30 protein-coding genes and 1 riboswitch are annotated in these 25,964 nt (G+C 49.2%); of the genes, 6 read left to right on the top strand and 24 right to left on the bottom strand.

Annotation, left to right across the window (positions count from 1 at the left end; genetic code table 11):
• Positions 1 to 29 precede the first annotated feature (29 nt).
• Positions 30 to 410 (bottom strand): resolvase, encoded by a 381-nt coding sequence (locus VIS94_07960; GenBank protein HEY9161003.1) that lies wholly within the window; start codon positions 408 to 410, stop codon positions 30 to 32.
• Positions 411 to 970: 560 nt separating this feature from the next.
• Positions 971 to 1,420: a sigma-70 family RNA polymerase sigma factor gene (locus tag VIS94_07965; protein HEY9161004.1), complete on the bottom strand. Its 450-nt coding sequence runs from the start codon at positions 1,418 to 1,420 to the stop codon at positions 971 to 973.
• Between the two features lie 563 nt (positions 1,421 to 1,983).
• On the opposite strand from VIS94_07965, the gene VIS94_07970 reads away from it, so the two are divergent.
• Entirely contained in the window at positions 1,984 to 2,310 is a 327-nt protein-coding gene (locus tag VIS94_07970; protein ID HEY9161005.1) for a helix-turn-helix transcriptional regulator, read from the top strand.
• A gap of 80 nt (positions 2,311 to 2,390) precedes the next feature.
• Positions 2,391 to 2,482: riboswitch (cyclic di-GMP riboswitch) on the bottom strand.
• A 160-nt stretch (positions 2,483 to 2,642) separates the two neighbouring features.
• Here VIS94_07970 and VIS94_07975 read toward each other — a convergent pair.
• The 16 genes from VIS94_07975 to VIS94_08050 form a co-directional block, all read right to left on the bottom strand.
• On the bottom strand, positions 2,643 to 3,089 hold the full coding sequence (locus VIS94_07975; GenBank protein HEY9161006.1) for a MarR family transcriptional regulator: 447 nt from the start codon (positions 3,087 to 3,089) through the stop codon (positions 2,643 to 2,645).
• Positions 3,090 to 3,143: 54 nt separating this feature from the next.
• Positions 3,144 to 3,467, bottom strand: coding sequence for a quaternary ammonium compound efflux SMR transporter EmrE (emrE, locus tag VIS94_07980; protein ID HEY9161007.1), 324 nt, complete (start codon positions 3,465 to 3,467; stop codon positions 3,144 to 3,146).
• Between the two features lie 267 nt (positions 3,468 to 3,734).
• The gene (locus tag VIS94_07985) at positions 3,735 to 4,004 is read right to left on the bottom strand and encodes a helix-turn-helix domain-containing protein (protein ID HEY9161008.1); all 270 of its coding nucleotides are present in this window, start codon (positions 4,002 to 4,004) and stop codon (positions 3,735 to 3,737) included.
• A gap of 4 nt (positions 4,005 to 4,008) precedes the next feature.
• Positions 4,009 to 5,829, bottom strand: coding sequence for a type IV secretory system conjugative DNA transfer family protein (locus VIS94_07990; GenBank protein ID HEY9161009.1), 1,821 nt, complete (start codon positions 5,827 to 5,829; stop codon positions 4,009 to 4,011).
• A gap of 13 nt (positions 5,830 to 5,842) precedes the next feature.
• Entirely contained in the window at positions 5,843 to 7,276 is a 1,434-nt protein-coding gene (locus VIS94_07995; GenBank protein ID HEY9161010.1) for a DUF3991 domain-containing protein, read from the bottom strand.
• Positions 7,251 to 7,427, bottom strand: coding sequence for a hypothetical protein (locus tag VIS94_08000; protein ID HEY9161011.1), 177 nt, complete (start codon positions 7,425 to 7,427; stop codon positions 7,251 to 7,253). The genes VIS94_07995 and VIS94_08000 overlap by 26 nt, the downstream gene beginning before the upstream one ends.
• Positions 7,428 to 7,444: 17 nt before the next feature.
• Complete coding sequence (gene mobP3 / locus VIS94_08005; protein HEY9161012.1) at positions 7,445 to 10,348, bottom strand: MobP3 family relaxase; 2,904 nt, start codon at positions 10,346 to 10,348, stop codon at positions 7,445 to 7,447.
• 2 nt (positions 10,349 to 10,350) lie between these two features.
• The gene (locus VIS94_08010; protein ID HEY9161013.1) at positions 10,351 to 10,758 is read right to left on the bottom strand and encodes a hypothetical protein; all 408 of its coding nucleotides are present in this window, start codon (positions 10,756 to 10,758) and stop codon (positions 10,351 to 10,353) included.
• A gap of 396 nt (positions 10,759 to 11,154) precedes the next feature.
• Positions 11,155 to 11,817, bottom strand: a complete 663-nt coding sequence (locus tag VIS94_08015; protein HEY9161014.1) for a hypothetical protein — start codon at positions 11,815 to 11,817, stop codon at positions 11,155 to 11,157.
• 66 nt (positions 11,818 to 11,883) lie between these two features.
• Positions 11,884 to 12,162, bottom strand: coding sequence for a hypothetical protein (locus VIS94_08020; protein HEY9161015.1), 279 nt, complete (start codon positions 12,160 to 12,162; stop codon positions 11,884 to 11,886).
• Positions 12,159 to 12,341 carry a hypothetical protein gene (locus tag VIS94_08025; protein ID HEY9161016.1) on the bottom strand — a complete coding sequence of 61 codons (183 nt, stop codon included), beginning with the start codon at positions 12,339 to 12,341 and terminating at the stop codon, positions 12,159 to 12,161. The genes VIS94_08020 and VIS94_08025 overlap by 4 nt, the downstream gene beginning before the upstream one ends.
• 90 nt (positions 12,342 to 12,431) lie before the next feature.
• Entirely contained in the window at positions 12,432 to 12,722 is a 291-nt protein-coding gene (locus VIS94_08030; GenBank protein HEY9161017.1) for a plasmid segregation centromere-binding protein ParR, read from the bottom strand.
• Between the two features lie 4 nt (positions 12,723 to 12,726).
• Positions 12,727 to 13,608, bottom strand: a complete 882-nt coding sequence (locus VIS94_08035; protein ID HEY9161018.1) for a ParM/StbA family protein — start codon at positions 13,606 to 13,608, stop codon at positions 12,727 to 12,729.
• Between the two features lie 31 nt (positions 13,609 to 13,639).
• A complete protein-coding gene (locus VIS94_08040) occupies positions 13,640 to 13,999 on the bottom strand; it encodes a DUF6103 family protein (protein HEY9161019.1) in 360 nt (119 codons plus the stop codon).
• 13 nt (positions 14,000 to 14,012) lie between these two features.
• Complete coding sequence (locus VIS94_08045) at positions 14,013 to 14,609, bottom strand: DUF6329 domain-containing protein (GenBank protein ID HEY9161020.1); 597 nt, start codon at positions 14,607 to 14,609, stop codon at positions 14,013 to 14,015.
• Positions 14,610 to 14,655: 46 nt separating this feature from the next.
• Positions 14,656 to 15,684 carry a hypothetical protein gene (locus VIS94_08050; GenBank protein ID HEY9161021.1) on the bottom strand — a complete coding sequence of 343 codons (1,029 nt, stop codon included), beginning with the start codon at positions 15,682 to 15,684 and terminating at the stop codon, positions 14,656 to 14,658.
• Here VIS94_08050 and VIS94_08055 point away from each other — a divergent pair.
• Positions 15,683 to 15,817, top strand: coding sequence for a hypothetical protein (locus VIS94_08055; GenBank protein HEY9161022.1), 135 nt, complete (start codon positions 15,683 to 15,685; stop codon positions 15,815 to 15,817). The genes VIS94_08050 and VIS94_08055 overlap by 2 nt on opposite strands.
• Positions 15,818 to 15,897: 80 nt before the next feature.
• Here the strand turns inward: VIS94_08055 and VIS94_08060 are convergent, their stop codons facing one another.
• A complete protein-coding gene (locus VIS94_08060; GenBank protein HEY9161023.1) occupies positions 15,898 to 16,434 on the bottom strand; it encodes an SLOG family protein in 537 nt (178 codons plus the stop codon).
• 123 nt (positions 16,435 to 16,557) lie between these two features.
• On the opposite strand from VIS94_08060, the gene VIS94_08065 reads away from it, so the two are divergent.
• Positions 16,558 to 16,884, top strand: coding sequence for a helix-turn-helix transcriptional regulator (locus tag VIS94_08065; GenBank protein HEY9161024.1), 327 nt, complete (start codon positions 16,558 to 16,560; stop codon positions 16,882 to 16,884).
• Positions 16,885 to 16,918: 34 nt separating this feature from the next.
• Here VIS94_08065 and VIS94_08070 read toward each other — a convergent pair whose 3' ends face one another.
• The 3 genes from VIS94_08070 to VIS94_08080 are packed head-to-tail and all read right to left on the bottom strand — an operon-like array spanning position 16,919 to position 20,354.
• Positions 16,919 to 17,428 carry a gamma-glutamylcyclotransferase family protein gene (locus tag VIS94_08070; protein ID HEY9161025.1) on the bottom strand — a complete coding sequence of 170 codons (510 nt, stop codon included), beginning with the start codon at positions 17,426 to 17,428 and terminating at the stop codon, positions 16,919 to 16,921.
• A gap of 24 nt (positions 17,429 to 17,452) precedes the next feature.
• A complete protein-coding gene (locus VIS94_08075) occupies positions 17,453 to 18,505 on the bottom strand; it encodes an amidoligase family protein (protein HEY9161026.1) in 1,053 nt (350 codons plus the stop codon).
• A 19-nt stretch (positions 18,506 to 18,524) separates the two neighbouring features.
• Complete coding sequence (locus VIS94_08080; protein HEY9161027.1) at positions 18,525 to 20,354, bottom strand: DUF87 domain-containing protein; 1,830 nt, start codon at positions 20,352 to 20,354, stop codon at positions 18,525 to 18,527.
• A 461-nt stretch (positions 20,355 to 20,815) separates the two neighbouring features.
• Here VIS94_08080 and VIS94_08085 point away from each other — a divergent pair, with 461 nt between their 5' ends.
• Both VIS94_08085 and VIS94_08090 read left to right on the top strand, forming a co-directional pair.
• Positions 20,816 to 21,772, top strand: a complete 957-nt coding sequence (locus VIS94_08085) for a P1 family peptidase (GenBank protein HEY9161028.1) — start codon at positions 20,816 to 20,818, stop codon at positions 21,770 to 21,772.
• Positions 21,762 to 23,099: an FAD-binding oxidoreductase gene (locus VIS94_08090; protein ID HEY9161029.1), complete on the top strand. Its 1,338-nt coding sequence runs from the start codon at positions 21,762 to 21,764 to the stop codon at positions 23,097 to 23,099. The genes VIS94_08085 and VIS94_08090 overlap by 11 nt, the downstream gene beginning before the upstream one ends.
• Before the next feature lie 38 nt (positions 23,100 to 23,137).
• Here the strand turns inward: VIS94_08090 and VIS94_08095 are convergent, their stop codons facing one another.
• Both VIS94_08095 and VIS94_08100 read right to left on the bottom strand, forming a co-directional pair.
• Complete coding sequence (locus VIS94_08095; protein HEY9161030.1) at positions 23,138 to 24,145, bottom strand: nucleotidyl transferase AbiEii/AbiGii toxin family protein; 1,008 nt, start codon at positions 24,143 to 24,145, stop codon at positions 23,138 to 23,140.
• Positions 24,126 to 24,794 (bottom strand): DUF6088 family protein, encoded by a 669-nt coding sequence (locus tag VIS94_08100; GenBank protein ID HEY9161031.1) that lies wholly within the window; start codon positions 24,792 to 24,794, stop codon positions 24,126 to 24,128. The genes VIS94_08095 and VIS94_08100 overlap by 20 nt, the downstream gene beginning before the upstream one ends.
• A 456-nt stretch (positions 24,795 to 25,250) precedes the next feature.
• On the opposite strand from VIS94_08100, the gene VIS94_08105 reads away from it, so the two are divergent.
• Entirely contained in the window at positions 25,251 to 25,913 is a 663-nt protein-coding gene (locus VIS94_08105; GenBank protein HEY9161032.1) for a hypothetical protein, read from the top strand.
• Positions 25,914 to 25,964: the final 51 nt, after the last annotated feature.

A 25,964-nucleotide genomic window follows, 5' to 3' on the forward strand; every position in this document is an offset into this window, starting at 1 on the left:
ATTCATAATAATTGTCAAAAGTGCCAGAGCTACAGCATGCGCAACTCGGTTTCTGTTACTCTCTGATCTTCCTCATACAAAAGCTTTTGAAATTCTTCCTCACTGGCTGCTACAATCTCGGTCGGTTCTTTTTCGCCCATCTGCAGGGGAAGAAGCTCTTTCAGTACTTCCTGCAGGAACGTCTGATCAGGACAACAGTTGATGAACTCTCCAAAGGTGTTCAAAATGAGCCTGTCCGCCAGATCTGTCAGAATCATATGGTCGGCATGCTCCTTGTGCAGCATAATGAAATTTGCAGTATTTGCCGGGGACTTCTCGAAATAAAACACTTGGCGTTCTCCATCGTAACCGTAGACATAACCGATGACCAGGTCTTTTTCCAACAATTCATTTAATGATTTTTTATTCATAGATGTAACCTCCTAATTTCAATGTTTAATCTCACAAGGACGCGGCAGGACGAGAGCGAAAAAAATTCAAATCCTGCCGCGTAGTTTCTAAGATCAAACGATCTTGCTTGTTCTTCATTTTATAGCTTCTATTCGGCACTGCTTCCCGAAGCCAGGGCGACAGCATAAACGGCTTGTAGTCAGCAAGCCTCATAGGAATTTCACCTCTCCCAGGTTCTCTGCGAGCCGCCCCCATTGCGATGTCTGTGGCTGGGCGGAAGTAGCATTATCACTGTCCGTTTCATGGCAAAGCAGTCCACCATGGACTGTTTTATGACCAGGCTTTACCGCTCGTCGCCTTCGATACCATCGGTTCGACGAATGTCTAAGGCGGCATATATGCCGCCTTACGCATCCGCAGGTAGTCTTAGCGTGCCCGTCAATGTCGCTGCCGCTCATCACGGCCGGACAGATCATGTATTTAAGCTGCCGGATATGAAATTTTCAAGGAGCAAAAGGGAGAATAGAAAAACCCCCTCACTTACTTCCACGTTGAGTGAGGGGGTTGCACGGAAAATTTTTTACTTTTCCATAAGTTTTTTTAATTTATAAAGAATTTTGACCTTTCTGTCATGGATGGTCATATAGGGAATGCCTGATTCTGCTGACAGCTGACGCTCACTTTTGCCGTTAAAAAACAGTTCAGCGATTATCTCCTGTTCTTCCGGTGTAAGCAGCTTGAGGTAGGTCAGCATTTTCTCAATCATCACGGCCTTCACAGCGGCGTCCTCAACGCCTTCAGCATCGGCGGCGAACTGCCTGTTTTCCTCCAGAAGCCGATCAAAGGAGTCTTCCCGGCTAGGGAGGTATGTAACGGTTCCTTTGGCGTAGTCAATCCGGTATCTCTCTATCTTCAGGTCGTATTGCTGGTAATCCATCTTTCGGTCGCTTTTTTCCAGCACCTCAATAATTTCATCGCTTAAATCGGGATATTTCTCCCGATAATTCGTCTTTTTATTAAAATTAGCCATAGGCTTGTCCTCCATTTCGTGATTTTTAAAATCCGGAAATGAAGAACAAGTGGAGGGGAACGGCATCCGACGCAGTTTCCCTTTTTACGACAAAAAAAGCCCACTTGGATACAATCCAAATGAGCTTTTTCTAATTTTACGATTTTGTATATCCTACTTATACGTTCTGACAGTTCTAATTGATGGCCGCATTTGCCCTCTGACCAAAACAGGCTATTTTTTAGCAGTTTACTGTTTACGATGCGGCATAAAATGAAGTCCGCTTCATCACGCCCGGCCGCTATTCAATAGCGGTCGCTGAATTTTTGTGGCATACTGAATAAGCATAAAAAGACCCTCCAAGCTTGTAAGCTTGGAGGGGTAGCGTTTAGGCATGGAAAAAGTCCCGCCAAACTCACGTTTTTTTTGTTGGCGGGTTCGCCTTGTCCTGTTTCGACTTCTATTTAAGCCGCATAAATACGGTCTTTTACATTAATACGTGCTAATAATTCCTGTTTATATGGTTCTGTCATATCGTTTCACCATCCAAGTAGGAACTGTAGACTGTTATTGGAGGTGAACTAATGAAACTTAATAACTTTGACAGGCTTGGCATTATCCTGAAGACTGCCCGAAAAGCCAAAGGTCTTGCACGGGAGCAGCTAGCTGAAATCATAAACATAACGCCTCGCTATCTGATGTCCATTGAAAACGAGAACAAGAAGCCAAGTTACGATGTCCTGTTCCGGCTTATCCGAGAGTTGGGCATATCTGCGGATACAATCTTTTATCCTGAAAATCAGCATGTCGATACCAAGGTTGAGCAACTCGTGCGATCATTATATCTGTGCGATGATCGGGAACTGAAGATTGCAACTGCAACAATACAAGCACTGCTAGACAATAAATAGCTACTGTCGAAATACAACCATTCTTAAAAAAAGATAAACCTGCCGCGAAATAATCGGGCAGGTTTCGTACAAATAATCACTCAAGCAACCAGGCTATCATAGTGTATTTCTACACACCTTAGACCCTATGGCTTTGCGTCCCTGTCTTTAGACAGGTTTGCCCTTAACACTATAATTCAGTTTTAATTTATAGCAACAACATATGTTGTTGCATAGTCATTTCCTATATTTACAGCATCCAAACATGATTTTATATGGCGCTTTTACGCCAGTAATAAAATTTCGACATTCAAACATATTTGGGCAATTTTATATCTTAACCGCTGATATCATTATTTTAAAAGAGATTTATCTAAGGAGCCAGCGAGTAAAGAAAACGTTTCGGATATAGCCATACGTTGTTCCTGTGGGATACTGGCAAAGGCTTCTATTTCCATTGATCTGAGTTCTTCAAGTATGCAGTTTGCATATTGCGCTCCTTCTTCTGTAAGCTTTACAATCTTATTTCTACGGTCTTTGGGATTCGATTCCCTAAAAATAAAGCCCTTTTTCTCAAGTCCAGAAAGAACTAATGAAACCGTTTGCTTGGGTAAAAGTAATTTATTCCCGATTTCGATCTGAGTACAATAAGGTGTACTTGTGTTTATTACATATAATACAAACACAGTTGTTTCATTCGTGTTGTGATTCTGCGCCCAAACACGATATACATCATTAACCCGAAACCAAAACTCATAATAAATATTAATTTGTTCTATTATTTTATCTTTCTCATTCATACAAATAATCCCTTCATGAATCATTGAATAACTCTGCAAATATTTATTGGCTAATTAATGAGCAACACCACCTAAGTTCAGGCCTACAACCCCTGCTACAATGAGAAGTATAGATACTACTTTTATTGCGTTGACATTTTCTTTAAAAAATAAAACTCCAATCACCGCTATAGCAACTATTCCAACTCCAGACCATATAGCATATGCTGCACTAACCGGTATTTTTTTTAATGCTAATGCTAAAGAACCGAAACATAGGATAAATGCTATGAACATCCCTGCACTTGGTAATAGCTTTGTAAGTCCATCAGACATTTTCATCAATGTTGTTCCAGCAAGCTCAAGTACGATAGCGACTGCTAAAAAAATCCATTCCATTATATACCTCCTAGTAATATTTATTTTCAATATTAGTCCATATCTGGACTAATATTAGTATAAGGTTTATTTTTTGATTTGTCAACAATAAGCATGCTTTCACGGATGGAACTCTGTAAAAGATTCTCCTATAATACTCTTTGTCTTTTCTCTGTAGTTAAATATTCATAGAGTGGGAGGTTCTCATTCATGGTTCACCATGAACTCTCCCATAGTCCACTGAATAGTCAGACCTTCCCCTTGGCGGGAAGGTCCTTTTTTGTCCGCTCAACTGGAATCCAACCGATCCAAATAATACAGGTTGCTGCTCTTGCCGCCGTTTTCACGCCATCGCTGTTCCCGGCGGAGATGACCGTCTTTTTCAAGGTCGGCAATGGCGCGCTTGACCGTACTGCGGGACAGCTTCAATTCTCTGGCGATGGTACCAATCGCCGGGTAGCATTTGCCGTCCTTGTTGGAGCGGTCAGAAAGATACATATAGACAGCTCTTGCGCGGTGTGGCAGCTCTGAGGAATAAAGTGAGGTAAAGTGCCCCATTGAGTCACCTCCTAATGCTTTCCTGTTTTTGAACAAATGGATCTAGATTAATTGCTGTTCCCTGTGTATGAAGCATGCCGCCTGATGCAGGTTCAGGCACGTTTGGTTCCTCAGGCACTTCCTCACAGGCAGAATGGCGCCGGATTATTTCTTCCTCCAGGGTGAATCGGTCAGCGTACTCCACGCTTCTAGCAGACTGCTCTTCTATTTCGTATGGCTTCCCGAAGACAATACCCCATTCCAGAAACAGCTTTAACCGCGTCTTCATCGGATATGCCCCTGTCTTTGTCACAATAAAATGCCCCTTGGGCATGGATTTCAATTCGTCAGGGGTCATCAACGGCCGCTCGATCATCTGCAGGGATTGGCTGGGATCGTTTTTGCCGCGGCTGACGGAGCCGCTCATAACTGTTTTGTTGCCGAGAGCCTTTGACAATATCTGTGCAGATTCACTGTTGGGGGCAAAACCGCCGAACACCGTACCCTGACAATTATCGATGATGATGGCGGAACCCTCCCGCCCGTAGTTTTTCTCCAGCTGAGCGAATGATTGTATAATCGCTACAATGGACACACGGCGGGAACGACTGGCGCTGAACATCATTTCGGCAGATTCGATCTTTGGTATGGTGCCGATCTCATCAAGAAACATCATCACACGGTTCGGCAGCTTGCCGCCATGCTCGTCAGCCACAGATAGGATTTCCCGGTAGAGCTGCTGAACGATCAGGCTGATGATGAAATACTTCGTGTTATCTTCCTCCGGCATGACCAAAAAAACGGCGCTTTTCTCAGTGCAAAACTTCTCTGCATCGATGGCCGTATCAAAGCACAGCACCTGCTCAAGCTCGGAGTCCAGAAAAGCGTTGAGCCTTGAAAGGGCAGTGGAAAGGACACTCTGCATGGCCTGCTCCGCAGAGTTGAGGGCCGCACCCGCAAACCATTTCGTCTTGTGCTCATCCGGCAGGTGTGCCAGAAGGAGCTGGAACAGGGTGCGTCCCTTGACGCCGCTGGGCGCCAGCAGATCCTGAATCAGCTTGAACACGGACACAATATGTCGCTGCTTCGGTTCGCAGTATTCTGCAATGAGCAGGATAACAGAGGTCAACAGCCCTTCGGCAGCATCATAGAAAAAGGCATTCTGGCCTGCAGAGGCCACATCAAACCCTCCAGAATTGATGATGGTTTTAGCAGTAATCTTAGCATATTTCTCAGCTCTAGCCTTATATGCCAGGTTTTGTGGATTGGCTGTGTGTAAATCCATATATCGGTTAACCAAGTGAAGCAGGTTATTACCGTCCGAGCGGGTGGGGTTTCTCAGATCGATGACGGCTACATGGTAGCCGTAGTATTCCTTGGCGATGCTGGCATAATTACGGTAAAGGTCGCCTTTGGTGTCTGTGGTGATAAAGCTCATGCCGCAGGCACAGGTATATTCCAGGTTTGGATAGAGGAAATTGGCAGTCTTTCCAACACCAGCCGCACCGATCATCAGGCAATGGATGTCATCGTCATCCACCAGCGCGTAGCCATGGGGCGCCGACTTGTCAAACAGGGAAGCCCTTCGCCAGCCGGCAACCAACCCTTGGGCATCAGGAAGCTTTTCTCCCTTGCGCCACAGTTCCGGTTCGAATCGGACTTCCGTATAGGTATTTCTGATCTCCTGTTTTGATGCCCAACGTGCCGTCCCATGTTGTCCATCACCCACGGTCTTTGACTTGATACCGTTAAGTGTATAGTAATGGGCCAGCAAGGATAAAAGGCCGATGACGCCGAACATGGTAAGCCCTACAGCGATCAGGGTTATGATTTGGGATGCTTGCACTTTGATCCCTCCTTTACATCGTCATTATTATATTTTTTGGTTGCTCCTGTTTTGACAGCATTACCTGCGGTTCCAGCTCAATGAACATCCTCGCCCTGATACAGTCAAGAGCCAGGCGAAGATATGAGCTGCCAAGGCGCCGCTGATCTTCTATTCTGCAGATACCGGGCGTATTCACCATGTGGTTGATTTCCTCCAGCACGCTCCGGATATCCTCCATCCGGGTACGGAGCCAGCCTCTGTCCTCATGTGGGCGGTAACTGAACTGTAGCCTTTGAACAAGCTGCTCTGTGGTCACGGGACGCTCCAGCTGTCGGCACAGCTCCTTCGCCAAAAGCAGCGAACCCGCCGTAATGCACTCCAGACATTCTCTAACGGCGGTGGCGTTCTCCGGTGTGACCTTCCCGGAATTCACAAGAGGCTCCAGAGCTTGAAAGCAATCCGTCAGGAATGTACGGATATCCCTGTTTGCCTTGAGAGCTTCACACAGATCGGGCAGCACAGCGCATACCTGCGGAAGAAGCATCATCTTCGGATGTTCTTCAGAGGGAATCGGCTCCACGCCGTGTTTGGCTTTTAGATCCTCGTTCCAGTCCTTGTAGCTGGATTGCATGATTGCTGTGTTTGTGTATCCGTTTTCTACAAGAATGCCCTTCAGACGTCCAACGGCTTCGATCCCAGCCTCGTCATGGTCCAGGCAGAGAACAACCTCATACAGATGCGGATTTTGTCGAAGCTGCTGGAGTAGGGCGTGTTCCGACACTCCGTCCAACGTGACATAGCTGTGTTCTTTCCAGTCCTTTAGGTGAAGTGTGATGAAGGACAGCATATCCACGGGAGCCTCAAAAACGTACAGTTTACCGCTCTTTCCAATCCAGTGAAAGCTGTATCTCGGGTCGCTGCCCTCCACGTTGCCCTTGTATGGTGCGCCTTGGGTATAAGTTCCCCGCTTATGGGCATGCCGGGCGATTCCTTTTTCGTCCAGCCCAACAAACACAGCGTTGTGATATTCCTTGTCCTCGTAGATGAGCTTCTCATGGGCGAAGTGCGCGAGCACATCCCGGTCAATGAACCGCTGTTTGATAAGATAGGCGAACACCCGGCGCATGTCGGAATTGACCTCCGGCAGTGCGAAGTCTTTTTTAGGCGTCGGTGCGCTTTTAGAGGTCTGGTTCCACTCCACGCCAGCGTCACCACCGAGCAGCCATTGCACTGCTTCGGGAAAGCTCACGTTATAAAACTCCTGAACAAAATCAATAGCGTGACCGCCCTCCTTACGGCTGTGCCGGAACCACTCGTTCCCGCGGACGGTCACGCTGTCATGCCGTTTCCATCGCCACTCAGGACCAGACCTCGTGAGCTTCTCTCCCTGGCGCTCAAGAAAGTCCACCAGGTCGACGGAGTTGGCGCGCTGTTTTTCGTCATCTGTAAAGTGAATATATGACATCCATTGGCACCTCCTTATCAATGTACCTGCGCTTTCCGCAGCGGCGAAAAAAAGCCACCCGCTGTCTGGCAGGTGGTGTAAATGTGAAACGGTTGGGTTTTGCATCAGGCAGCACTTTTTTCTCCTGCCTGATAGGGTATTTTTTTTTCATAAGAGCACTCCTTTGCTTTAATAAGTGGTAAGCCTTTGTTCGTGGTCATCCGGGGCATGGCCCTGGGCAATCTTTTTCTCCCTGATCTTCCGCCGCAGTTTACTTTCTGTCTGCATGCCCGGTCCCCTGGGAAACCTTTGTTCTTCCTCCCGGAAAATTCGACTCATATGGTGCAGGAGCTTCGTTGCTGAAAGGAAGAGGGAGGGATCACGGAAAGAATCCAGATGATCGAGAAAAAATTGTGCATAGATATTCCCTTGCTCTGCGGAAAGGGTTAACCAGCGTACCGCAGTTTCTCTGTCACGTGGAATATCCTTACCCATCAAATAAAGCTTGCCAAGAGCATATTGGGCATATTGATTGCCTTGCTCCGCAGATGAAGACAGCCATTTCATAGCAGCTTCCACATTCTTCGGAACATCTTCACCTTGCAGATAGAGCTTTCCAAGTTGATATGCAGCGAATGAATTGTTCTGTTCCGCCGCTTTCGTGAACAGTTCTATCGCTTTGGAAACATCCCTTGGTACATCCTCTCCGGTAAGATATAGCTTAGCGAGTGTATATTGGGCAAACTGGTTTCCAAGATCAACGGACAGCATTAGCCATTTCAGGGCGGAATCCATATTTTTTGGTATCTCGGTCCCGACAAGAAACAGCTTACCGAGGGCATAGGCTGCATAGTGGTTGTTCTGCTCCGCCGAGAGGGTAAAGATAAGAGTAGCTTTTTCTATATTCTTCTCTATATGGTTTCCGTCCCTGAAAAGCTTTCCAAGAGCGTATTGCGCCAAATCATTGCCATTATCTGCGGCCTTTGTAAGCCACAGGATGGCCTGTTCAACATTTTCATGACCGCTATCTGCATCCATGTATATTTTGCCGAGCATGTACTCTGCATGAACATTTCCCAGACGGGCCGCTTTTTCAAAATAAATGATGGCAGCTTCTACATCTTTTTCCGTCCCGGTGCCGGTGTATAGCATCTGACCCAGTCGGTATTGGAGCTTATCGTCATGGCTCTGTTCCTCCAGTCTCTGAAACCCAAAGAAGGCTTCCTCAAAATGTAGTTCAGCTTCCTCGGTATTTCGCGCGGTACCTATACCGTCCCGGTACATTTTTGCCAGTTCATAATGGGCATACGGAACATTCTGTCTTGCAGATCGGCGGTATAGTTCGAAGGCGGTCTGGTAATCCTGCTCAACACCCTGCCCCCGGTAGTACAGATCGGCAAGCGAATACTGCGCGTACTTATGATTTTTCGAAACAGCTGTATCAAACCAGCCGGCCGCTTCCTCATAGTCCTGTGCCGTGCCGAGTCCTGCCGCGTGCATTTTTCCGATGCGGTACTCTGTGTACCGGTTTTCTTTTTCTGCTTCAATATCCATAAACGCAAAGAGAGCTTTCTCATACCAATAAAAAGCGGTATCTGTATCAATCTCCATGCCAAGCCCATCCGCATACAACCTGCCGAGGTCGTGCATGGCGAGAGCGTTGCCATCCTCGGCTTCCTCCAGAAACAGCCGGAGGGCCTGTTCAAAGTCCGGCTCCTTATCATCGCTGCCATAGAGAAAGGTTCGGGCTTCTTTATATCGGTCGCTCCATGCAATATGCGGTTTGCCGGGTTCTATTCCATCGGAATCCGATGAAGATGCGCAGCCTTGAGTGTCAGAAAAGTTGTAATCCTGACCTTCCACTGCTTCTTGAAACACGGCTCCCGACTCTGCCAAGAGCTGCTCCGGCTCATCATCCAAGACAGCGGTTTCTTCCTCGTAGGTTGGTTCAGCGTTTTCATCGCCTTCAAAGGTGAGATGATTATTACCGAGGTCTACCGCCTCGGCAATCACCATGTTCTTCATCTGCTTGAATTCCTTCTGCTGTGAGAGCGGAAGAGGTTCGGGCAGTTTGTCCTTATAGGTATGCAGAACCTCATTGCGCAGCTCACACCATTTGGCATAGGCTGCCGCGACGCGCTCATCCTTTGCCAGCTCATCCAGAATTTGATTGACCAGCTCCTTCAGCGGGACCTGCAGATAACCATATTGCTTTTTTCCCGTGGTATGCTTCAGTTTCTCCGCCAGTCTGGACATCAGATCCTCGATCACCGGGTTCTCGCAGGTTCCTGTACGCATCTGTTCCAGAAGCTCCCGCAAGCTATTCCGACTCTGCTCTGTCAGGGCGCTTCGCTGGGTGGTCTGCTCCGAGTAAATTTGTAGCAGATCCTGGTGAAAGATCTCCCGCGCCAGGCTGCTCCGCATCTTTTCAATGGCTTGCTTGGTGACATATCCCTCTCGGGGATTAATCGAGTAAACAACCATATGGCAGTGCGGATGATGACCCTCATTATGAAAGGCGGCATACCAGCTGAGGTTTTCCGGTGCAATTTTCATCTGTTCCGCAAAGATGTTGCGCTGCTGACGAAGAAGGGCGATCCATGCGGAGGCGTTATCGTATCCCAGCCGGGCCGCGTCCTCTCGCTTCATGGAAATGATGGGCGTCCAGATGTTACCGATATGCTCCGCCACTTTTTCGGCTACCTGAGACAGAACCAGCGGCTCATCCTCATCAGTGAACAGGCCGTGGCTGCCCAGCTTTTCGGCGCGGGGACGGGTGGCAATGTAGTTGACGTAGACCTCCTGATGAGTCAGCTGATCCAGATTATACTCAATGGTTGCGGTAATAAATGCTGATGCATTTTCGAGAGTCGGCTTATTTTTATAGTCCTCATATTCAAACAGGCTTTTAGAATCGGGAAACTGGGTGAGAATATCCTTAATACGCTCGATCTGCTTTGAGGTGGCAGGTTGGCTTCGTCGGTACTGAGGGAGCTTTTCCACGCCTTCCCGCGTCCCCACATACTCAATCAGGTTCTTTATATGCTCCGGATCATTTTTAATATAACCGCATTTTAAGATAATCCTTGGCATGATTAATCACCCTTTTGGAATTTTACGACATCCTCAAAAGTCACGGAGCCAACCGATTTTTTCACGTCATTCACGCATTTGCCCCGCAGTCGACGCAGGGTGTTTTCATCAATGTCCGCAGTGGTGGCGAGGATATTCATCATCATGGACATTTCGACCGCCAGCTTGAACATCAGCCGGGCCATACGGTTTTCCGATGAGCTGACAATGCCCGACATAGCGGAGGTGATTGCGGTCGGCAAATATTTCATACCATCCTCTGCGGAAATATATCCGCTGTAAAAACGGATTGCTTTTTCAATAAATTCACTGCGGCTTTTACAGTTATCCTTTTCCAGGATCGCATCCATACCCTCTATGGTGCTGGGATAGAGCCAGAGCGGGATTCGGGTTTTGATTTCTTCACTCATAATTAGCCTCCTTGTCTGAAAAGCTCCCGGAACCACCTGACGGGTGTACCCCGGAAAAGCTTTGTTTTCTAGGTCAAGCGGCAGGTTGGAGAGAGTTCTGACCACCCAGGAGGTGACCAACACCCTATTTAGGTGTACCCGCCGGAACATCCCCGACCCGCGTTGCGGGGCGGTGTTTATCGGTAGGTGGGCGCAAAGCGACCACCTGCCTTTAACCAGCATCGTTTTCATGCCCATGGTTCACCCCCGGAAGCCAGAATGATGGCTTCCCTCAACCCGTCGCACAAAGCCCCAACACGGGGCCTTACTTTCTCAAAGGTGTTACTGTGCCATCCCTGCCGGGAAAACGCGACACAGGGGCACACAGGCGACAACACGGGCGATGCTGTCATTGCGCTACTGCATGGTCATCATCTGAGGGTCTTGCTCCGGCGTCAGCTCTCTGCCGTCGAGGTGCTCGCAGAAGCGATTCCAGCGCTGATCCACCGGAAGGTAATCGGCGCGATAAGCGTGATAGGCCGCGGTGCTGGCATCCTTCATGGAGTAGGTTTTCCAGCCGTCCATGATATGGACACCGGAGATTTCCTGCCTGTCAAAGTCCATGTCGAATACCCCGGTGATTTTTTCGGTATTGTCCATGCGTGTCCTGACATGTTCCTCGAATTTCTGAGCATCGATGGGAATGGTATCCCGAAAGGAAGCGGCGAAGCATTCGGGTTTCTGTTCGATCTCTCCGCGCTGGTATCTGCGCAGAAGCCATGAGGTCTGCATCAGCTCCATGGGGAGATCGCACTCGAAGTAATGCTCGGCGCCATTTTCCGTGATGTGATACACCGAAAAGGTGCGCATTTCTCGGGCGCGCTGCTCGTCCGCAAGGCGATCAGCCTCGATCCGGCTGCTGATCTCCGCTTGTTCCTGTTCCGGTACCGTCTGGAGATATAACTCCGATAGCTTTTCCTGCATCACCGCTTCAATATCTGTTCCGTTTTGGGTGAGAATGCGCTCCAGCGCATCGTGCTGATATTTGTTAAGCCACAGTTCAATAGACGTATCGCTCATATGTCATCCTCCTGTTTCATGTCCCTCTGGAGCCCGCAGCGCGAACAGCAGAGAGAAAAAAATGAGCTACATGCCGATGGTCTGCGTCGGGCAGTCCAGTGAGGGTTCTGCCGTAAGCAGATACCAGTTTCCATCGGCCTCATTAAAATTGCAGCTTTCAACGGTCTGGTCTTTGAGTTCCTCCCAGGAGACCGGAATTTCCGTACCTCTCACACCTGCGTGAGCGTATAACTGATCCAGCGGTCTGTCGGGAGAGATGGTGACATAGCCTCCGGGCGACATGATTACGATCACATCGTTCGGATGCTCCAGCCGGAACTGCTCCAGCGTCATCGGTTCTTTCATAAGCCGGTGCCTCCTTCCTGACTGTCAATACCAGCCCTGATTTCAGCTGGTACATGCTTTTCATAAAGAGTCTGCAGCTGGGTTTGCAGCTCGGCCTGCAGTGCTGTGTCATCCATATACTGCCGAATGATGCACAGCTTTTCAGTGTTATACCGGATTTGAATGGTATCCAGCTTCATGAGCTTCGCGCTCCTTTCCATGTGTTTTTGAGAAAAAATTGCCATGATGGTATACTTTCACGACGAATGCCGGGAAGTATACCATCATGGTTACAATTCATCCAGTGCGTTGATCAGGCTGCTGGGAAGATCGCTCAGTTGAACAGCCCCATCCGGTTCCTCATGTGCGTCTGTTGGAGTCAGTCGTAGCTTTCTTATTTCATCCCTGATTGCTTTTCGAACAGATCTTTCCAGATGCTCTGCCTGATTTGCTGAAAGGATGCAGGTGATTACAAAATCGGAACGCTGTCTGGCAGCCTGCTTTAAGTAGAGTGCTTCGGCTTCCCGGTGTCTTGGATTGTCCCTGTCGAAGGATAAAAAGTAGCGTTTTCGTTCTGCCATATCATCACCCCATCAGGAGCTTATACCCGTCTGCGTTGGCAAACCGGTTCAGCACTGCTACCGTATTCAGGCTGTCATTGTACAGCCGGGATTCCAGCAGCTCCGCGCCGCCGCCCGCGAACACCGTGGGGAGCTTTAGGTCCAGACCCCTTTCTCGCAGAGCATTGAACAGCTCCTTACAATAAGCCGCCACCGTCTGATCTACCACAACCGCAATCTGCTTGCTGTCGGTGTGCTGGATTTCGCCGCGGATGGCGTCTGTGATGAGTTCATCGGACAACAGGATATCACTTTTCTGGAGCGCATCCTGTATGCGGCTATACAGAGTGATGGTCCCCATGCGCAGGCTGGCGCAGCTCGACCTGTCCAGCTTGAAATTGTGGACTGTGAGCACATCCACGGTATATCCTCCGATGTCTACCAGCGTTATGCCCCGGTATTCTGACAGCCGCGGATAATACCGGCACAGTGCGGCATGCCCCTGGGCGAACACCTTACATTCCGTGATGTGGCAACGGTAGGAGGTGCCCTCGAACATAAACGAGACATTGCTCCGCAGAAAGTACCTGCGGAACGCTTCCTTTTGGGTTCCATAACTGTCGATGGGCAGCCCCACGCCCAAGGCTATTTCCGTGTTGGTCGCGCCGGCTTTTTTCATGGCGTCCGCGATGGCCGGCAGCGTCAGAAGAAACGTATCCGGTTCCTTGGTTTTGTCCTGCTGGAAACGCAGGCGGCGTTCCCCGATGGCGTAGTATTTTCCCTCATAAAAGAGCTGCATCTCCGGCGTAATGAATTCCTTGTCGCTCACTGCGTAGCCAGAGGCATAGAGCATCCCCTCTGAGGATTTAACGTTGTAGTTTCCATTGTCCACTCCGAGCTTGATCATGATTGACACCCCCTTTTTCTTTTTCTGCAGATCACATGTTCATGGTCATGCCCTGATTTTCCTGCTCGGCGGGACCTTCGGACTCGGAAGGAGCTTCCGGGACAGAGGCCGGTCCAGGCGCGGCCTGTTCCCTCTGGCGGCGGGTCTGCCGTGCGGGTCGCTCCCTCGAAGCGGCAGATTGTTCCGGTTCCTGCGTCTGCTGCTGTGCGGGTATCTGCTCCATGCGACTCTCCACAAACTCCCGCACCTGTGCGGGTACCATCCTTTCATAGGTCTTGTCCAGGTAATCCTGCAGCTCCTGTTCGATTGTCTGGTCCTTTTTGCCGATAAAAAAACGGAGTGCCTCCAGCTTCTCCGTAGGGAAGGATACCTTTAATTCAGTCATACTCATGATTATTTCCTCCTTAAAATTTCATTGTCATGCTGGATTCCTCCGGCCCCTGCTCAGTCGCGCCCTCCTGAATGTTGGGACAGTAAGCCGAGAACATGACCATATCGAACCCATACTCCATGGGTTCGACCACCGCCATTTCACGTCTTGCTTCTAAAACATTCAACAACATGGAAGTAATGTTGCTGGTAGGGTCAAGGGTAACATGATACTTGTCTCTGATTTCTCCAAAGTGAACGGCCCAGACGCCGCTTCTGGTGTTTTGCGTCCCCTCCCGGACGAGTTGATCAGCCAGCTCATTCAGCCGGGCGGTTACAAAGTCTCTCGCTCCCGGCAGGAGGCTGGCATACCTGGCATAGTCATAACCTTCGCTTTGAACAAGAACGCCTTCCGTGCTGTTTTCACCCAGCACTAAAAGGCAGTGCTGGATGCCGTTTTCATCCTGATACATTCTGTTTTTATTCTCTGCGATGAAATCGGCGTCCCGGATCAGGTTGGAGCGAAAACGGGCATATTCTGTTGCCGGAAGCTCCACGATGTTTTCGATGACACAGTCTCTCACAGGAAATTCGTTGGTCTTTCTCTCAAAGACCGCCTTCAAATGCAGCATGGTTTTCTCCTTTCCACCTGTCCATCCGACAGGCCGTGGGTTGATGTTATTTGGTTTCATAGCTGATGTACGGAACCTCCAGCCACGCTTTCCAACCGCGGCCTTCGAGCTTTGTTTTGACGACGCCGTATTTTGTTCCCATCGCTTCGATCACTTCTCCATTGCCGATGTATACACCGATGTGCCCCGATTTCCAAACGGCCAAGCCCGGTGTGTCAGGCATGGTATCCATGGAGCCTTTGACGGTAGCGGCATTGTACATACCGTCCGCACCCACATCCGGCATGCCGTTGGTTCCATACTCAATTGTCTTGGTGTCCGGGTTATACCAGCCATAGCCTTTGATGAGGCCGACACAGTCCGTTGTCCTGCCGCCCAGCCAGTTCTCGCGGATGAAATCTTCATAGTCACCCACGCCGTCCGGGTACTGCTTCAGCTTGTATTCGAACAGCAAGTCTGTCAGAACATCGCCGTAGGTTCCCCATACATACCCCCAGCCACAGTTAAAGGCATTTTCGGCATAGGTCACCAGATCCAGGTTGTTTTTGGTTTCCGGATGGAGCAGGGTTAACCCGTCTAATGCTGTGCCGCCTTTGCCGCCGTATTCTATCTCCCCGGTGTATGATCCGGCACCTCCATAGACAATCCTTTGATAGATCTGCAGGGCATTGGCCTTTGACTCCTTCGAGACCGGAATCCCTGACGCTTCGAGATTTGCGTATGCCGTGTCCAGACTGGCTGGGACAGCAACCGTGTGATTCTCGGAATCCTTTTCATAAGTCACAAAGCAGTTCACGAAGGCACTGGCCTCGGCGTCGGACAGGGAGAGATTTTTCGCGCCGAAATACAGAGAATAAAAAATGGATTTGATGCGGACATTGTCCAAAGCGCCGCCGTTCATTCCGGCCTCCGTATCAGCGATTGCCTGATCCAGAACAGAAAAGCAACTGCTCATGTCCTTAATGTAGACCGTGTAATCGGCAGGGACAGCGGAACCAGCAACGCCGCCATTGAAACACAGGTCAATGGCGGCGTTGTTGTGCTGTGATGTGCCGGAGAGCAGGCTGAGTATCATGACGATCACGAGGATAAAGGGCGTCAAAATGGCGGCGATCAGGACGCCTACCGCCTTCCACGTTCGCTTGTCAGTAGCGGCAGCGATGGCGGCTTTCACCGCAAGGGTAATGGTTGCAGGGTCTGCCACTTAGTTTCCTCCTTTCAAAACGAAACAGGGTGCCTCCGACTCAGCGGAAAGCACCCTGTTTTATGTACTTAGTATTTTGTTGTTTTACAGCTTCATGGGATCAATCATCTGAATTTCTTTACCTCGGTGCCGGGCAAACCGCACCGTATTGGACGTGCTGCCCAGCGATCCATCCCACACAGCGATGACAAAGCGGCTCTTGTTGACCATATAACCGTTTCGCTTCTGCATGCAGTCACTGGTATAGTGCTTTTGCAGAAGGGTTTCCTTCGAGCATCTTTCCAGAATGGAAAAATATCGTTCACGCTGCTCCACCGTCCAGGCTTCCGCCTGGGTTTCGTAGGGGAGCGCACATTCCAGGGTTATTTGCGGAAACCGCTCCTGCAGTGACAGGACGGCTTCTGCAGCCCATTGGTCAACACCGAGGGCCATCCCGCAAATAAAATGGGTTACCTGCTGCTCGGTGATCATGTGAATGATCTCCTGCTCCAGATGATTCTTGATCCGCTTGCAGAACTCGTTGCTCTCATCAAAGCCGAAGGGCATTTTCTGCGGACGAAGGCCGGTAAAACAGCAGGTATGATTGATGTCCAGTTCCGTTTTCTCCAGTTGATCGTTCATACTTCACACTCCTTAGTAAATTCTCTTTATGATGTTAGCTCATAGGGACATTATAAATCTCTATTTGCTTATTTTCAATTCCCAATAGACCCTCTAAGCTAATATCGTAAGGAGCTGATAGCTATGAGTACCATATTGGATAAGGGTGAGCTGGGTTCAGCTATCCGCGCCGCGCGATTGGAGAAACACTTATCGCAGGAAGAACTGGCGGAGCTGGTCGGAATTACACCGACACACATCAAACACATCGAAAGCGAACACCGTAAGCCGTCCCTTGAACTTTTATACCGGCTGGTCCGGACATTGAACCTGTCACTGGATACGCTGTTCTTTCCCAAGCGGGAGGATGTAGCCTTTAGCAAGACCGAGCGGCTGATGCGCCGGTGCAGTGACAAACAGCTTAGAATCCTTCACGCAACCATTGAGGCAATGTTGAAGGAAGGCGACTAAGAGATAGGTCGTACCGAAGGGTACGGCTTGTTTTTTACCACCATTTCAGATTTGGATCAAACAAGGTACCTTGTTCCGGCTCTGCTTCCTGCTGCTCCTGCGCCAGCCGGATGGATTTCTCCACAGCCTGTTCCAGAAATTCTGTGTTAAAGCCGGATGAGCAATAGCCTTCCATGATGGTATTCAGGTAATAATCGGACGGAGCTCCGAAGGGATGCCCATCGTTCATGATATAGATCATGGCGGAGGTTGTTTTTCCTTTAAGTTCCACCGGAAGGATTTCCTTGCGGTAAAAGGAGGGGTATCCCTCATAATGGTCGAGGGCCTGCAGGTCACGTTCCTTTAGCTTCCACAAAAGCACAGGAACACTGGAGCCCTTCAGCGGCTCTACCGTCGCTACGGCACTTCTTGGGCTGCCGCGGAACAGCAGCTCATAATCCTTGATTTCGCTGGTGCCGACCACCCTGGCGGTGGGGCAGCGGAAGGACATCTGCGGCAGGTTCAGATTACTGCCGTAAGCAATGTACAGCGTTTCTTGTTTCATATTGGTTCGTTCCTCCTTTAAACATTACATGGACATAGAAAGACCGAGGCTTTGTTCTTCCGCCTCGGTCCGTTCCTGTCCACTTTCAATTGTCGGCACCGGCTGCCCCGATGCCCTCTGCGCAGCCTCGGCCAGCTCTTTTTCTTTTTTCTGTTTTAACCTTTGCTTTTGCTGTTCGGCCTGCGCCGGGTCTTTCCAGGCGATGCAGCCATCCAGGTGCTCCAGCAGGTGGAGCCGCGCCGTTTTGAATTCATCCCCGATCAGCCCCAGCCGCAGGAGCCAAGTGCGAAAGGTGTACTTTTCGTTGGTACTGCGGGTCTTTTGCCGGCTGGCACATTTTTGATTGAGGGCCTGCGCGGAGATGGCAAGGCAAAGTTGGATATAAGCCTTGACCTTGCCGGCGTGGGTGGTGCTGTTGAAGAGCCGAAATTCTATGGTGCCCTTTTGAAACACGCTGTGCAGATTGAGGCAATGGTAGCGGCTGTCGTGATAGTGTTCATTTCGCCCATCCACACCCTCGTACCAAATGCGGCTGACCGCGTCTAAAGTTTTTGGCTTTTTCCGGTTGAGTTCATCCAGAAAACTCTGTTCAACCTTCTTACAATAACGCTGTTCTCTTACCACTTCCACTTGCATTGCTTTATAGATCAGATCCTCCTTGGAGGCCATGATATTAGTAATGTTCCGAAGGGTCTTTGCATCGTGCGGGGAGGCATCTACATGAATGTGAATGCCGCATTTGTTGTTAACGATGGCACCTGCGCTACGCAGCTTACGAACAAGCTCCTGAATGGTTTCAATATCACCATACCGACAAATGGGACTTACCATTTCAGTTTTATATTCGTCATCAGCTTCAACAACTGATCTTCCTACCTTTTGTTGGGCGGTTATGCTGCTGTCATATACGAATTTCCATTTTCGCCCTTGTTGATCCAGCGCCGAATAGGTTCTGTATGTATACCCATCATAATTTGCTGCGGTGCCAAAATATAAGGCAGCAACATTGGCTGCCTCCTGCCTCGTTATGCCGGTCATTTCAATTTCAATACCAAAGCGCTGCTCCTTCATCTCCATGGTTTATCACGACCTTTCATTATCGTCCACCTGCCTTTCCAAACAGCTCCGACTTGTATTCCGGCGCCTGGACCATGAGGTTGTACCGCTCATTGCCGCATTTGTACAAACACACGCCACGCTGCGGGTATTTGATCAGGTCGTATTCTGACTTCTCCAGTTGGAGTGTATCCATGTAGAAGCGGGCGTCAACGGAACCGGCGTTGAACAGGAATTGATGAGTCGGAATGGAGAACAGGGGCTTCGTCAGTTCCTTGATATGTTCCACGTTGAAATCCTCCAGATTCTGCGACGCGAGGATGACCGCGCTTTCCTTTTTGCGGACGCGCTTCATAAAATTTCGGATATACTCAATGGCTGTCAGATTGGTCAGGAACAGATACAACTCGTCAATGCTGGCCGCGGTGTTCCCGGTGGTGAGCAGTTCGTTTGACATGTACGACAAAATGTTGAACAGCAGGGCATTGCGCAGGTTTTTGCTGGCCTGCAAAAGCCCTTTGACGCCGAATGTCACAAATTCATTGCTGATGATATTGGTGTGCCCGTTAAAAAATTTAGACTCCGCGCCCTTGCACAGGGAGTGGAGCCCAAGGCAGATTTCCCGCAGGATATCGGCGGTATAGAGCTGACGCTTACCCTCATCGAAGGTCTTGTATTCCTGCTCGATCAGGTCATACAGGTCAGACAGAATCGGATAGTCCGTGGGCTTTAAACGGTCAAAGTTGCTGTGATCCGTGATACCCCATTTATCGTAGAGCTTACCCAGCATGATTTCGATGGTATCGATCTGGCGGTCATTAAAATCCTTATAGGCACGGAAGAAATCTTTCAGGAAGCTGATGTGCTGACTGAGCTTGCTGGTCTGACGGAACGCCTGGGGCGCTTCCGTGTCCTTGGGATCGCCACTTTCATCCCATGACTTCGGCTCCAGAACATTGATGATAAATTCACCGCTCATCAGGTCAATGAAACATCCGCCAAGGTTTAAGGTCAGTTCCTCGTACTCCATCTCAGGATCAAGAGCCAGGATATGCATACCTGTTTCACGCAGGTTGGTCAGGATGAGTTTTAGCAGATAGCTCTTACCCTGGCCGCTGTTTCCGAGGATGAGGATATTGGCGTTGGTCTTGTCATCAGCACGGCGGTTGAAATCCACGAGGATGTTGCTGCCGAACTTATCTCGCCCGATGCAGAAACCATTGGGATCGGTTTTCCCGCTGTAGTTGAAAGGATAAAGGTTTGCAACAGAGCTGGCAGGCAGCACCCGTTCAAACTGATCCCCGAACACGTTCCAGCCAGAAGGCATGACCGAAAGAAATCCCTGCTGTTGACGGAGCAGGAGTCTGTCCACATTGAGCTTGCTCCTGACGAGCTCGGTCAGCACCTCTGTTTGCAGGAGTTTGAGTTGGTCGAGGTCATGGGAGAACAGCTCGATATATACTGCTGTGTGCAGGAGCGGCTCTTTGCTCCGGTGCATCTGCGCTACGATATTGGCAACATCCTGCAGATTGCTTTCGGCCGTGACCGTCTGCTGGAGATCCTGGGTGCTGCTTCTTTGCATCCGGTTTTTATTGGCAGCATTGCTAATGATCTTCTTTTCCTCCACGGGGGACACATGCCGGGTGTAAATGTGCAAGGTTACGCCGTCCTTTTCCCCCAGGTGCCGCAGGATGGCCTGCTCACTCGTTTCTGTTGGATATTCGCGCAAAGCCCATACGCATCGGTATGTGTTGCCGCAGATAAAATGATCTGTGTTGAATTTGACTACTGAGGGCGCGATCATGTCGAGGAATTCCTGAATTCGGATATCCTCCTGCGGGATACTCTGTGGTTTGATTTTTCTTGACATTGGCTTACCATCCTTTCCGATTTTGTTTGAAAATAAAAAACTACCACATTGCGGCAGCTCAAGGATAAATGATTCATTTATAAAGTGTTCTACGATACAATAATATGGCATTTCCGACAATAACAGGTATTGTCATTTGCTTTGTTATGGCAAACGCAGTCCGCTTATTCGAACTCGTATAACTGTGAGGAATGTGTGATTTATATATAAGAAAAGCCACTACGATTAGAACGGTTTGGGTCTGTTCGTTTGGGAGACATGCACATGATTTCTACCTTTTTAATAATATACAATGTGGCAAACTGAAACTGGCTGAGATAATTGAATGTTTAGCATAATGAACCTGAACTGACAGGTTGTTTTTGTACCATGAAAGCTACTAGTTAAGGATGGTACATAATGTTATTTCTTAATGTCTAGGTATTATATCTTATATCTCTTAAAAGACTGAGGTGATGAAATTGAGTGATGGAAAATATCAAAATATAAAAACCATGGGAGGACTGACTGATGTTCCCGGTATCCTGGTGGGACACGCTGAGGACAGAAGCGGCCGTACGGGATGCACAGTGATTCTTTGCCCGGCTGGGGCAGTCCCCGGCGTAGACGCAAGCGGAGGTAACCCCGGTACCCAGCAGACCGACAGCATCCGTCCCGGTACTGCGGAGTATCCTGTATACGGCGTTCTCCTCACAGGTGGCAGTTTCTTCGGACTGCCGGCGACAGGCGGTGTGATGCGCTGGATTGTTGAACATGGGCTCGACGATGTACCTCTGGTACCTGCAGCGGTCATTTATGACCTCCCTTACGCCAAGGGTTCATCCCCACCGGATGCCGCCCTGGCTTACACCGCCTGTAAGGCTGCAAATGCGGGTCCAGTGCCGGAAGGAAATGTAGGTGCTGGGGCGGGAGCAACAGCTGGTAAAATCTACGGGACGCCCATGAAGAGCGGACTGGGCACTGCCTCTCTTCACATTCCCGGTGGCCCCGTGGTGGCGGCCTTAGCAGTAGTCAATCCTGTCGGAGACGTATGGGATCGGGGACGTATCGTCGTAGGAGCGCTGCGCCCTGATGGAACTTTCGTCAATCAGACAAGGGCGATGCTAGACGGAGTGCCATCACCTCTTTTAAAATTGAATACTACAATCGCCGTAGTGGCTACCACAGCGAGGCTAACAAAGGCTGAGGCAAACCGGGTGGCAAAACTTGCCGACGATGGAATGGCCCGGGCCATATCTCCAAATCATACTCAGTGGGACGGGGACACGGTCTTCTGCCTTGCTCTGGGTTCATACGCCAGTAACCTGTCGAGTGATGGCCTCGTTACACAGGTGGGCACTGCCGCTGCGGTGGTCCTTGAGCAGGCTATAATAAGAGGAGCGCTGGCAGCGCAATCAGGTACCTATTATGAAAAATGATATAGAACTTACAGGACGTATTGTGATCCCCGGGGATCGTAAATACAGTTCGGCACGTAAGGAATTTAACACGTTCTTCAACAGATATCCGTGTGTCATCGTCTTCGCCCAAAACACGCAGGATGTTGTCAACGCCGTGCTTTGGGCGCGCGAAAAAGACAGACCGTTCCGCATACGCTCCGGCCGCCACAACTATGAGGGGCTTTCGGTCGTCGATAACGGGCTCGTTATTGACGTCAGCGATATGAAACGTGTGGAGGTGGACAGTCAAAGCGGCACTGTAACGGTTCAGACCGGACTGCGTGATTTCCAGTTGGCCGAGGCACTGGGAGCCAAAGGGCTGGTCGTTCCGCCCGGCCTTTGCCCGACCACAGGCATCGCTGGTTTTACTCTCGGCGGCGGTCAGAGCAGTCTGTCCCGTCCGTGGGGCTTGGCGACTGACAACCTGATCGAGGCGGAGATGGTTGACGCCAACGGCCGCGTGCTTCGCGCAAATGCCAACCACAACGACGATTTGTTCTGGGCCCTGCGAGGGGGCGGCAACGGAAATTTCGGAGTCTGCACCTCCTTTAAATTCCGTACGCACCAAATCGACACAGTTGCCTACGTCGCAATAAACTGGGATCTGTGCGATTTGAAGCCGGTGCTGAAAACCTGGCAGGAGTATACGGTCCCCGATTCCGATAATCGGCTTACCCCGCTGCTCACAATCGCTTCAGGGCAGCAGTCCCTTCTGATGATGCAGGGGGTCTTCCTCGGCTCTGCCGAAGACCTGCGCCGCCTGCTGCAGCCTTTACTCCAGGCTGGTACACCGCAACAGGTAACAATTGAAGAAATACCTTGGCTTGAGGCCGCGGCCCGTATTGGAGCCACTCAGCCGGATACTCCCGAGCCGTTCAAGAGCGTAGGACCTTTCGTTAATAAGCTGCTGCCGGATGAAGGTATAGACATCATTCAACGTTTCATCAGCGAGCCGCCTACTTCTTCGGTCAGCGTCTTTTTCCACGGCCTTGGCGGAGCGGTTGCTGAAGTTCCGAATGATGCAACGGCATACTTTTACCGCAAGGCTCTGTCGAACATGTCCTTTTTTGCAACTTGGAGTACACCGGAAGGGGCTACTCCGGGCATCCGCTGGGTGGAGGACTTCCGAAGGGCGATGCGCCCGTTTACCCAAGGCGTATACGTTAATACGCAGGACCTCTCGATCAAGAACTGGCCTGAGGCGTATTATGGCAGCAATTTCAAACGATTGACTAAGGTTAAAGCCAAATACGATCCTGAGAATGTATTTCACTTTCCGCAGAGTATACCGCCTGCATGCAAATAAAAAATTGAAAGCAGTAGTCCATTCTTCGACCACTGCTTTCAGAACATTTGCTGTTGCGGGCCTTCACTGGTGGTCTGTGTCATTTGTAGACCTTCATCCAGTTTAAGCAAGGATTGATTCAGTGCGCTCATGGACACAGACAATTGTGTGGGCGAAAGGATATCCCTCTGTGAAAATACATAAATCTCCTGCATCTTTGAAAAGGCTGCAGAAAGTTCTGCATCAACATCAATTGCCTGAAACAGCTGAAATTCGGAAAACGGTTTTTCCGTAAGATCGCTTCCAATTCTTTCTTTTTCTTCTCTGCGCTTGTAGGCAAGCATTTTTATCAAGTCCTCCGGTGCAGAAAGTAGAGTCTGTATTCTGTCCTGCTCCATCATCGTGGTCAGATCGTAAAGATGCTTTGCGGTGTCAAACAGCATACGGCGCTGGTAGTAAAACTCTGCAGCCAGTATTTTGTCTGCAAAAATCCGTTCCATCTTAATGGTCCCGATCACAAACGGTCTGACCTCATAACTGCTTTCCAGGACTTGACGTTGTAATTGGGTAGCTTCCGAATAGAGCAGAGGCGAGATCTCAAGGGTTTCAACAGGCTCACTGATGGTGAAGGATGTCGCCTCAACTTTCACATATCCAAACCGTTGAAGCGCATCATCAGCATCAATGTTGGTAACAGGATCATATTCATATACACTGGTGATGCTGCCCCTTTGATTGCTTTCCTTTGTTTTGTCTGCTGTTCTCAAAAGGGTGATGTAGCCGTTCGCCGCTACCTCCAGACGCTTTTTCCCTTGACTTTTTGAGCAGTTCTGTATCTCAACTGTAAGATCGATATCTTCGGAAAAGCGCTTCATACGGCCTATTGCTTTATACAAGGCGGTACCGCCCTTAAAGTATGCCGGAAGCGTACCCTGCTTTTCCGCCAACTCCCATAGAAGCAGAGTAAGATAATAATCTTTCTCTATGATGTCGCTTCGAATGCCGGTTCTCCGGCTGATATCGGAAAGCAAATCTCCAAACGCTTCTCTATCTTGATGTAGCTTCATTTTTCACCTCCATGAGTAAATCAATGAGCGGCAGCACTATTTTCTGTGAGTAGTATCTGCGCGCTGTGAAGATCAGTGTAAGGCTGTCTAATTGTTGCCTTTTTGCATACTGCAACAGCAACTGCTTCGGGTTTTCCGCATCTGTATGCGCATCTGGCAGTTCGTCAAATATATCGATGAACTGAAGGTATTTCCAATTCTCGTCCGTCACAACCGCAGGCGGCTTTCGCACTTTGATATGGCAGCCTTCCGGCAGCTTAGCTCCATAACGGTTTGTAGTGATTTCTATGTCACGGGGAATCAGGGTTGTCAGCCCCAGCTTGTTGAACAGGGAAGCCCCGGATTCATAACCTATTTTTACACCATTTTGTATCGTTAGTGTTTTTAACAGCACCTGGTCGATGCTGGGCGTGACCTTCCCAAAAACGGTTTGTTTTACATGGCAGTAGACACCTTTTTGCAGTCGCTCAATCTCGCCCTTGTCCGCCATCCGTTTCAGCTTGACGTTGGTTAAGGTCTTGGCCTGATCGTATGGAAGTGCGAACTTCTCAGCCAACTGCTCCGCAATGTCCTCGGTTTGGATTGCTGCTTCGTAAGGCATATCTTTGACGGTTTGGGCAATGTGTTCTCCATATCCGGTCTGTTCCATATTTTCACCCCCTAAAGTGATATTATAACCATGATTTTTATCTCATATTCTTGCCATCATAATATCACTTTATGCACCGAAAGTCAATTTGCTGTGCCATTTATAAATAATAAATCTAAAATAAAATTTCAACATTGCCATTGGATAATAGCGTTTATCTCTTGACTTTTCTCTCTGTCAGAGCTCATATAGACATCAACGGGGATTTCTCGGAAAAATAAAAGCATCATGGCAGGCGAATATGTTACGAGCATATCCGCCCTGCACAAGGTGAGACAAGCACCCTGCACAACCGTTAAACGGCACCATGACAAGGTTATTTTACCTCGTTTTTTATGGCTGCACAAGGATAAACTTTCGCGCGTGCAAGGGGAACGGGCGTGAACCGCCCTCACCTTTGCATGTGTTTTTATACACAGGGAAATTTCCGACCATATTATGAAAGGTCGGGATCATATGAACATCTTTGAAAACAGGAACAGCTTTATTGGCACTTTTGAACCAGAGCGTATAAAATGCTCTGTTCAAAATCTCTTTAAGCTTGCAAAAGAAATCCGTGAAAAGCTCGGCAAGCAGGGCTATCTGCTTGACAGCTATCTATCCTACGTGCTGGAAGCCGCCAACAACACCTTGCTCTACGAAGCCGCAGAAAAAGGCTTTGAGGCAGGTTCTGAGCTTCAAAATCTCTGCTATGCCGTGATGGATGGCAGCGGGGCACTGGAAGAACACCCTTTTTATCAAACTGTAAAACAGTCCTTCGATTTACAGCAGGACACCTATCAGGAAAGAACAACAATTATGAGCCTGCACAGCGCTTTATTGGCCGATGCGTTTATGGAATATGCCACTCAGTCTTATGTGCGAGAACAGGTTGGTATGTTGAATATCCTGGATGATGTAAAGCTGTGCGAGCTTTATAAAAAAATCATTCTCCTTGTTGATGAAAACTTGATGGAACAATTAAATCTCGCGCTTAAGGAACGGTTTTTTATTGTGCCTGTGGTTGCAGGGTTCATGCAGGGACTCACCAACGATCTTTTATACAGCTTGACCTATCGTGACAGTGAAACAAGCAGACAAATATTTCAGTTGATTATGGATGCCATGTCTATAGAATAATTCATATATGAAAAGGCAACCGGCAAGCCTATGACAGGAGCATTTGCCGGT

The organism is Desulfomonilia bacterium, assembly GCA_036567785.1.
Classification (GTDB): domain Bacteria; phylum Desulfobacterota; class Desulfomonilia; order UBA1062; family UBA1062; genus DATCTV01.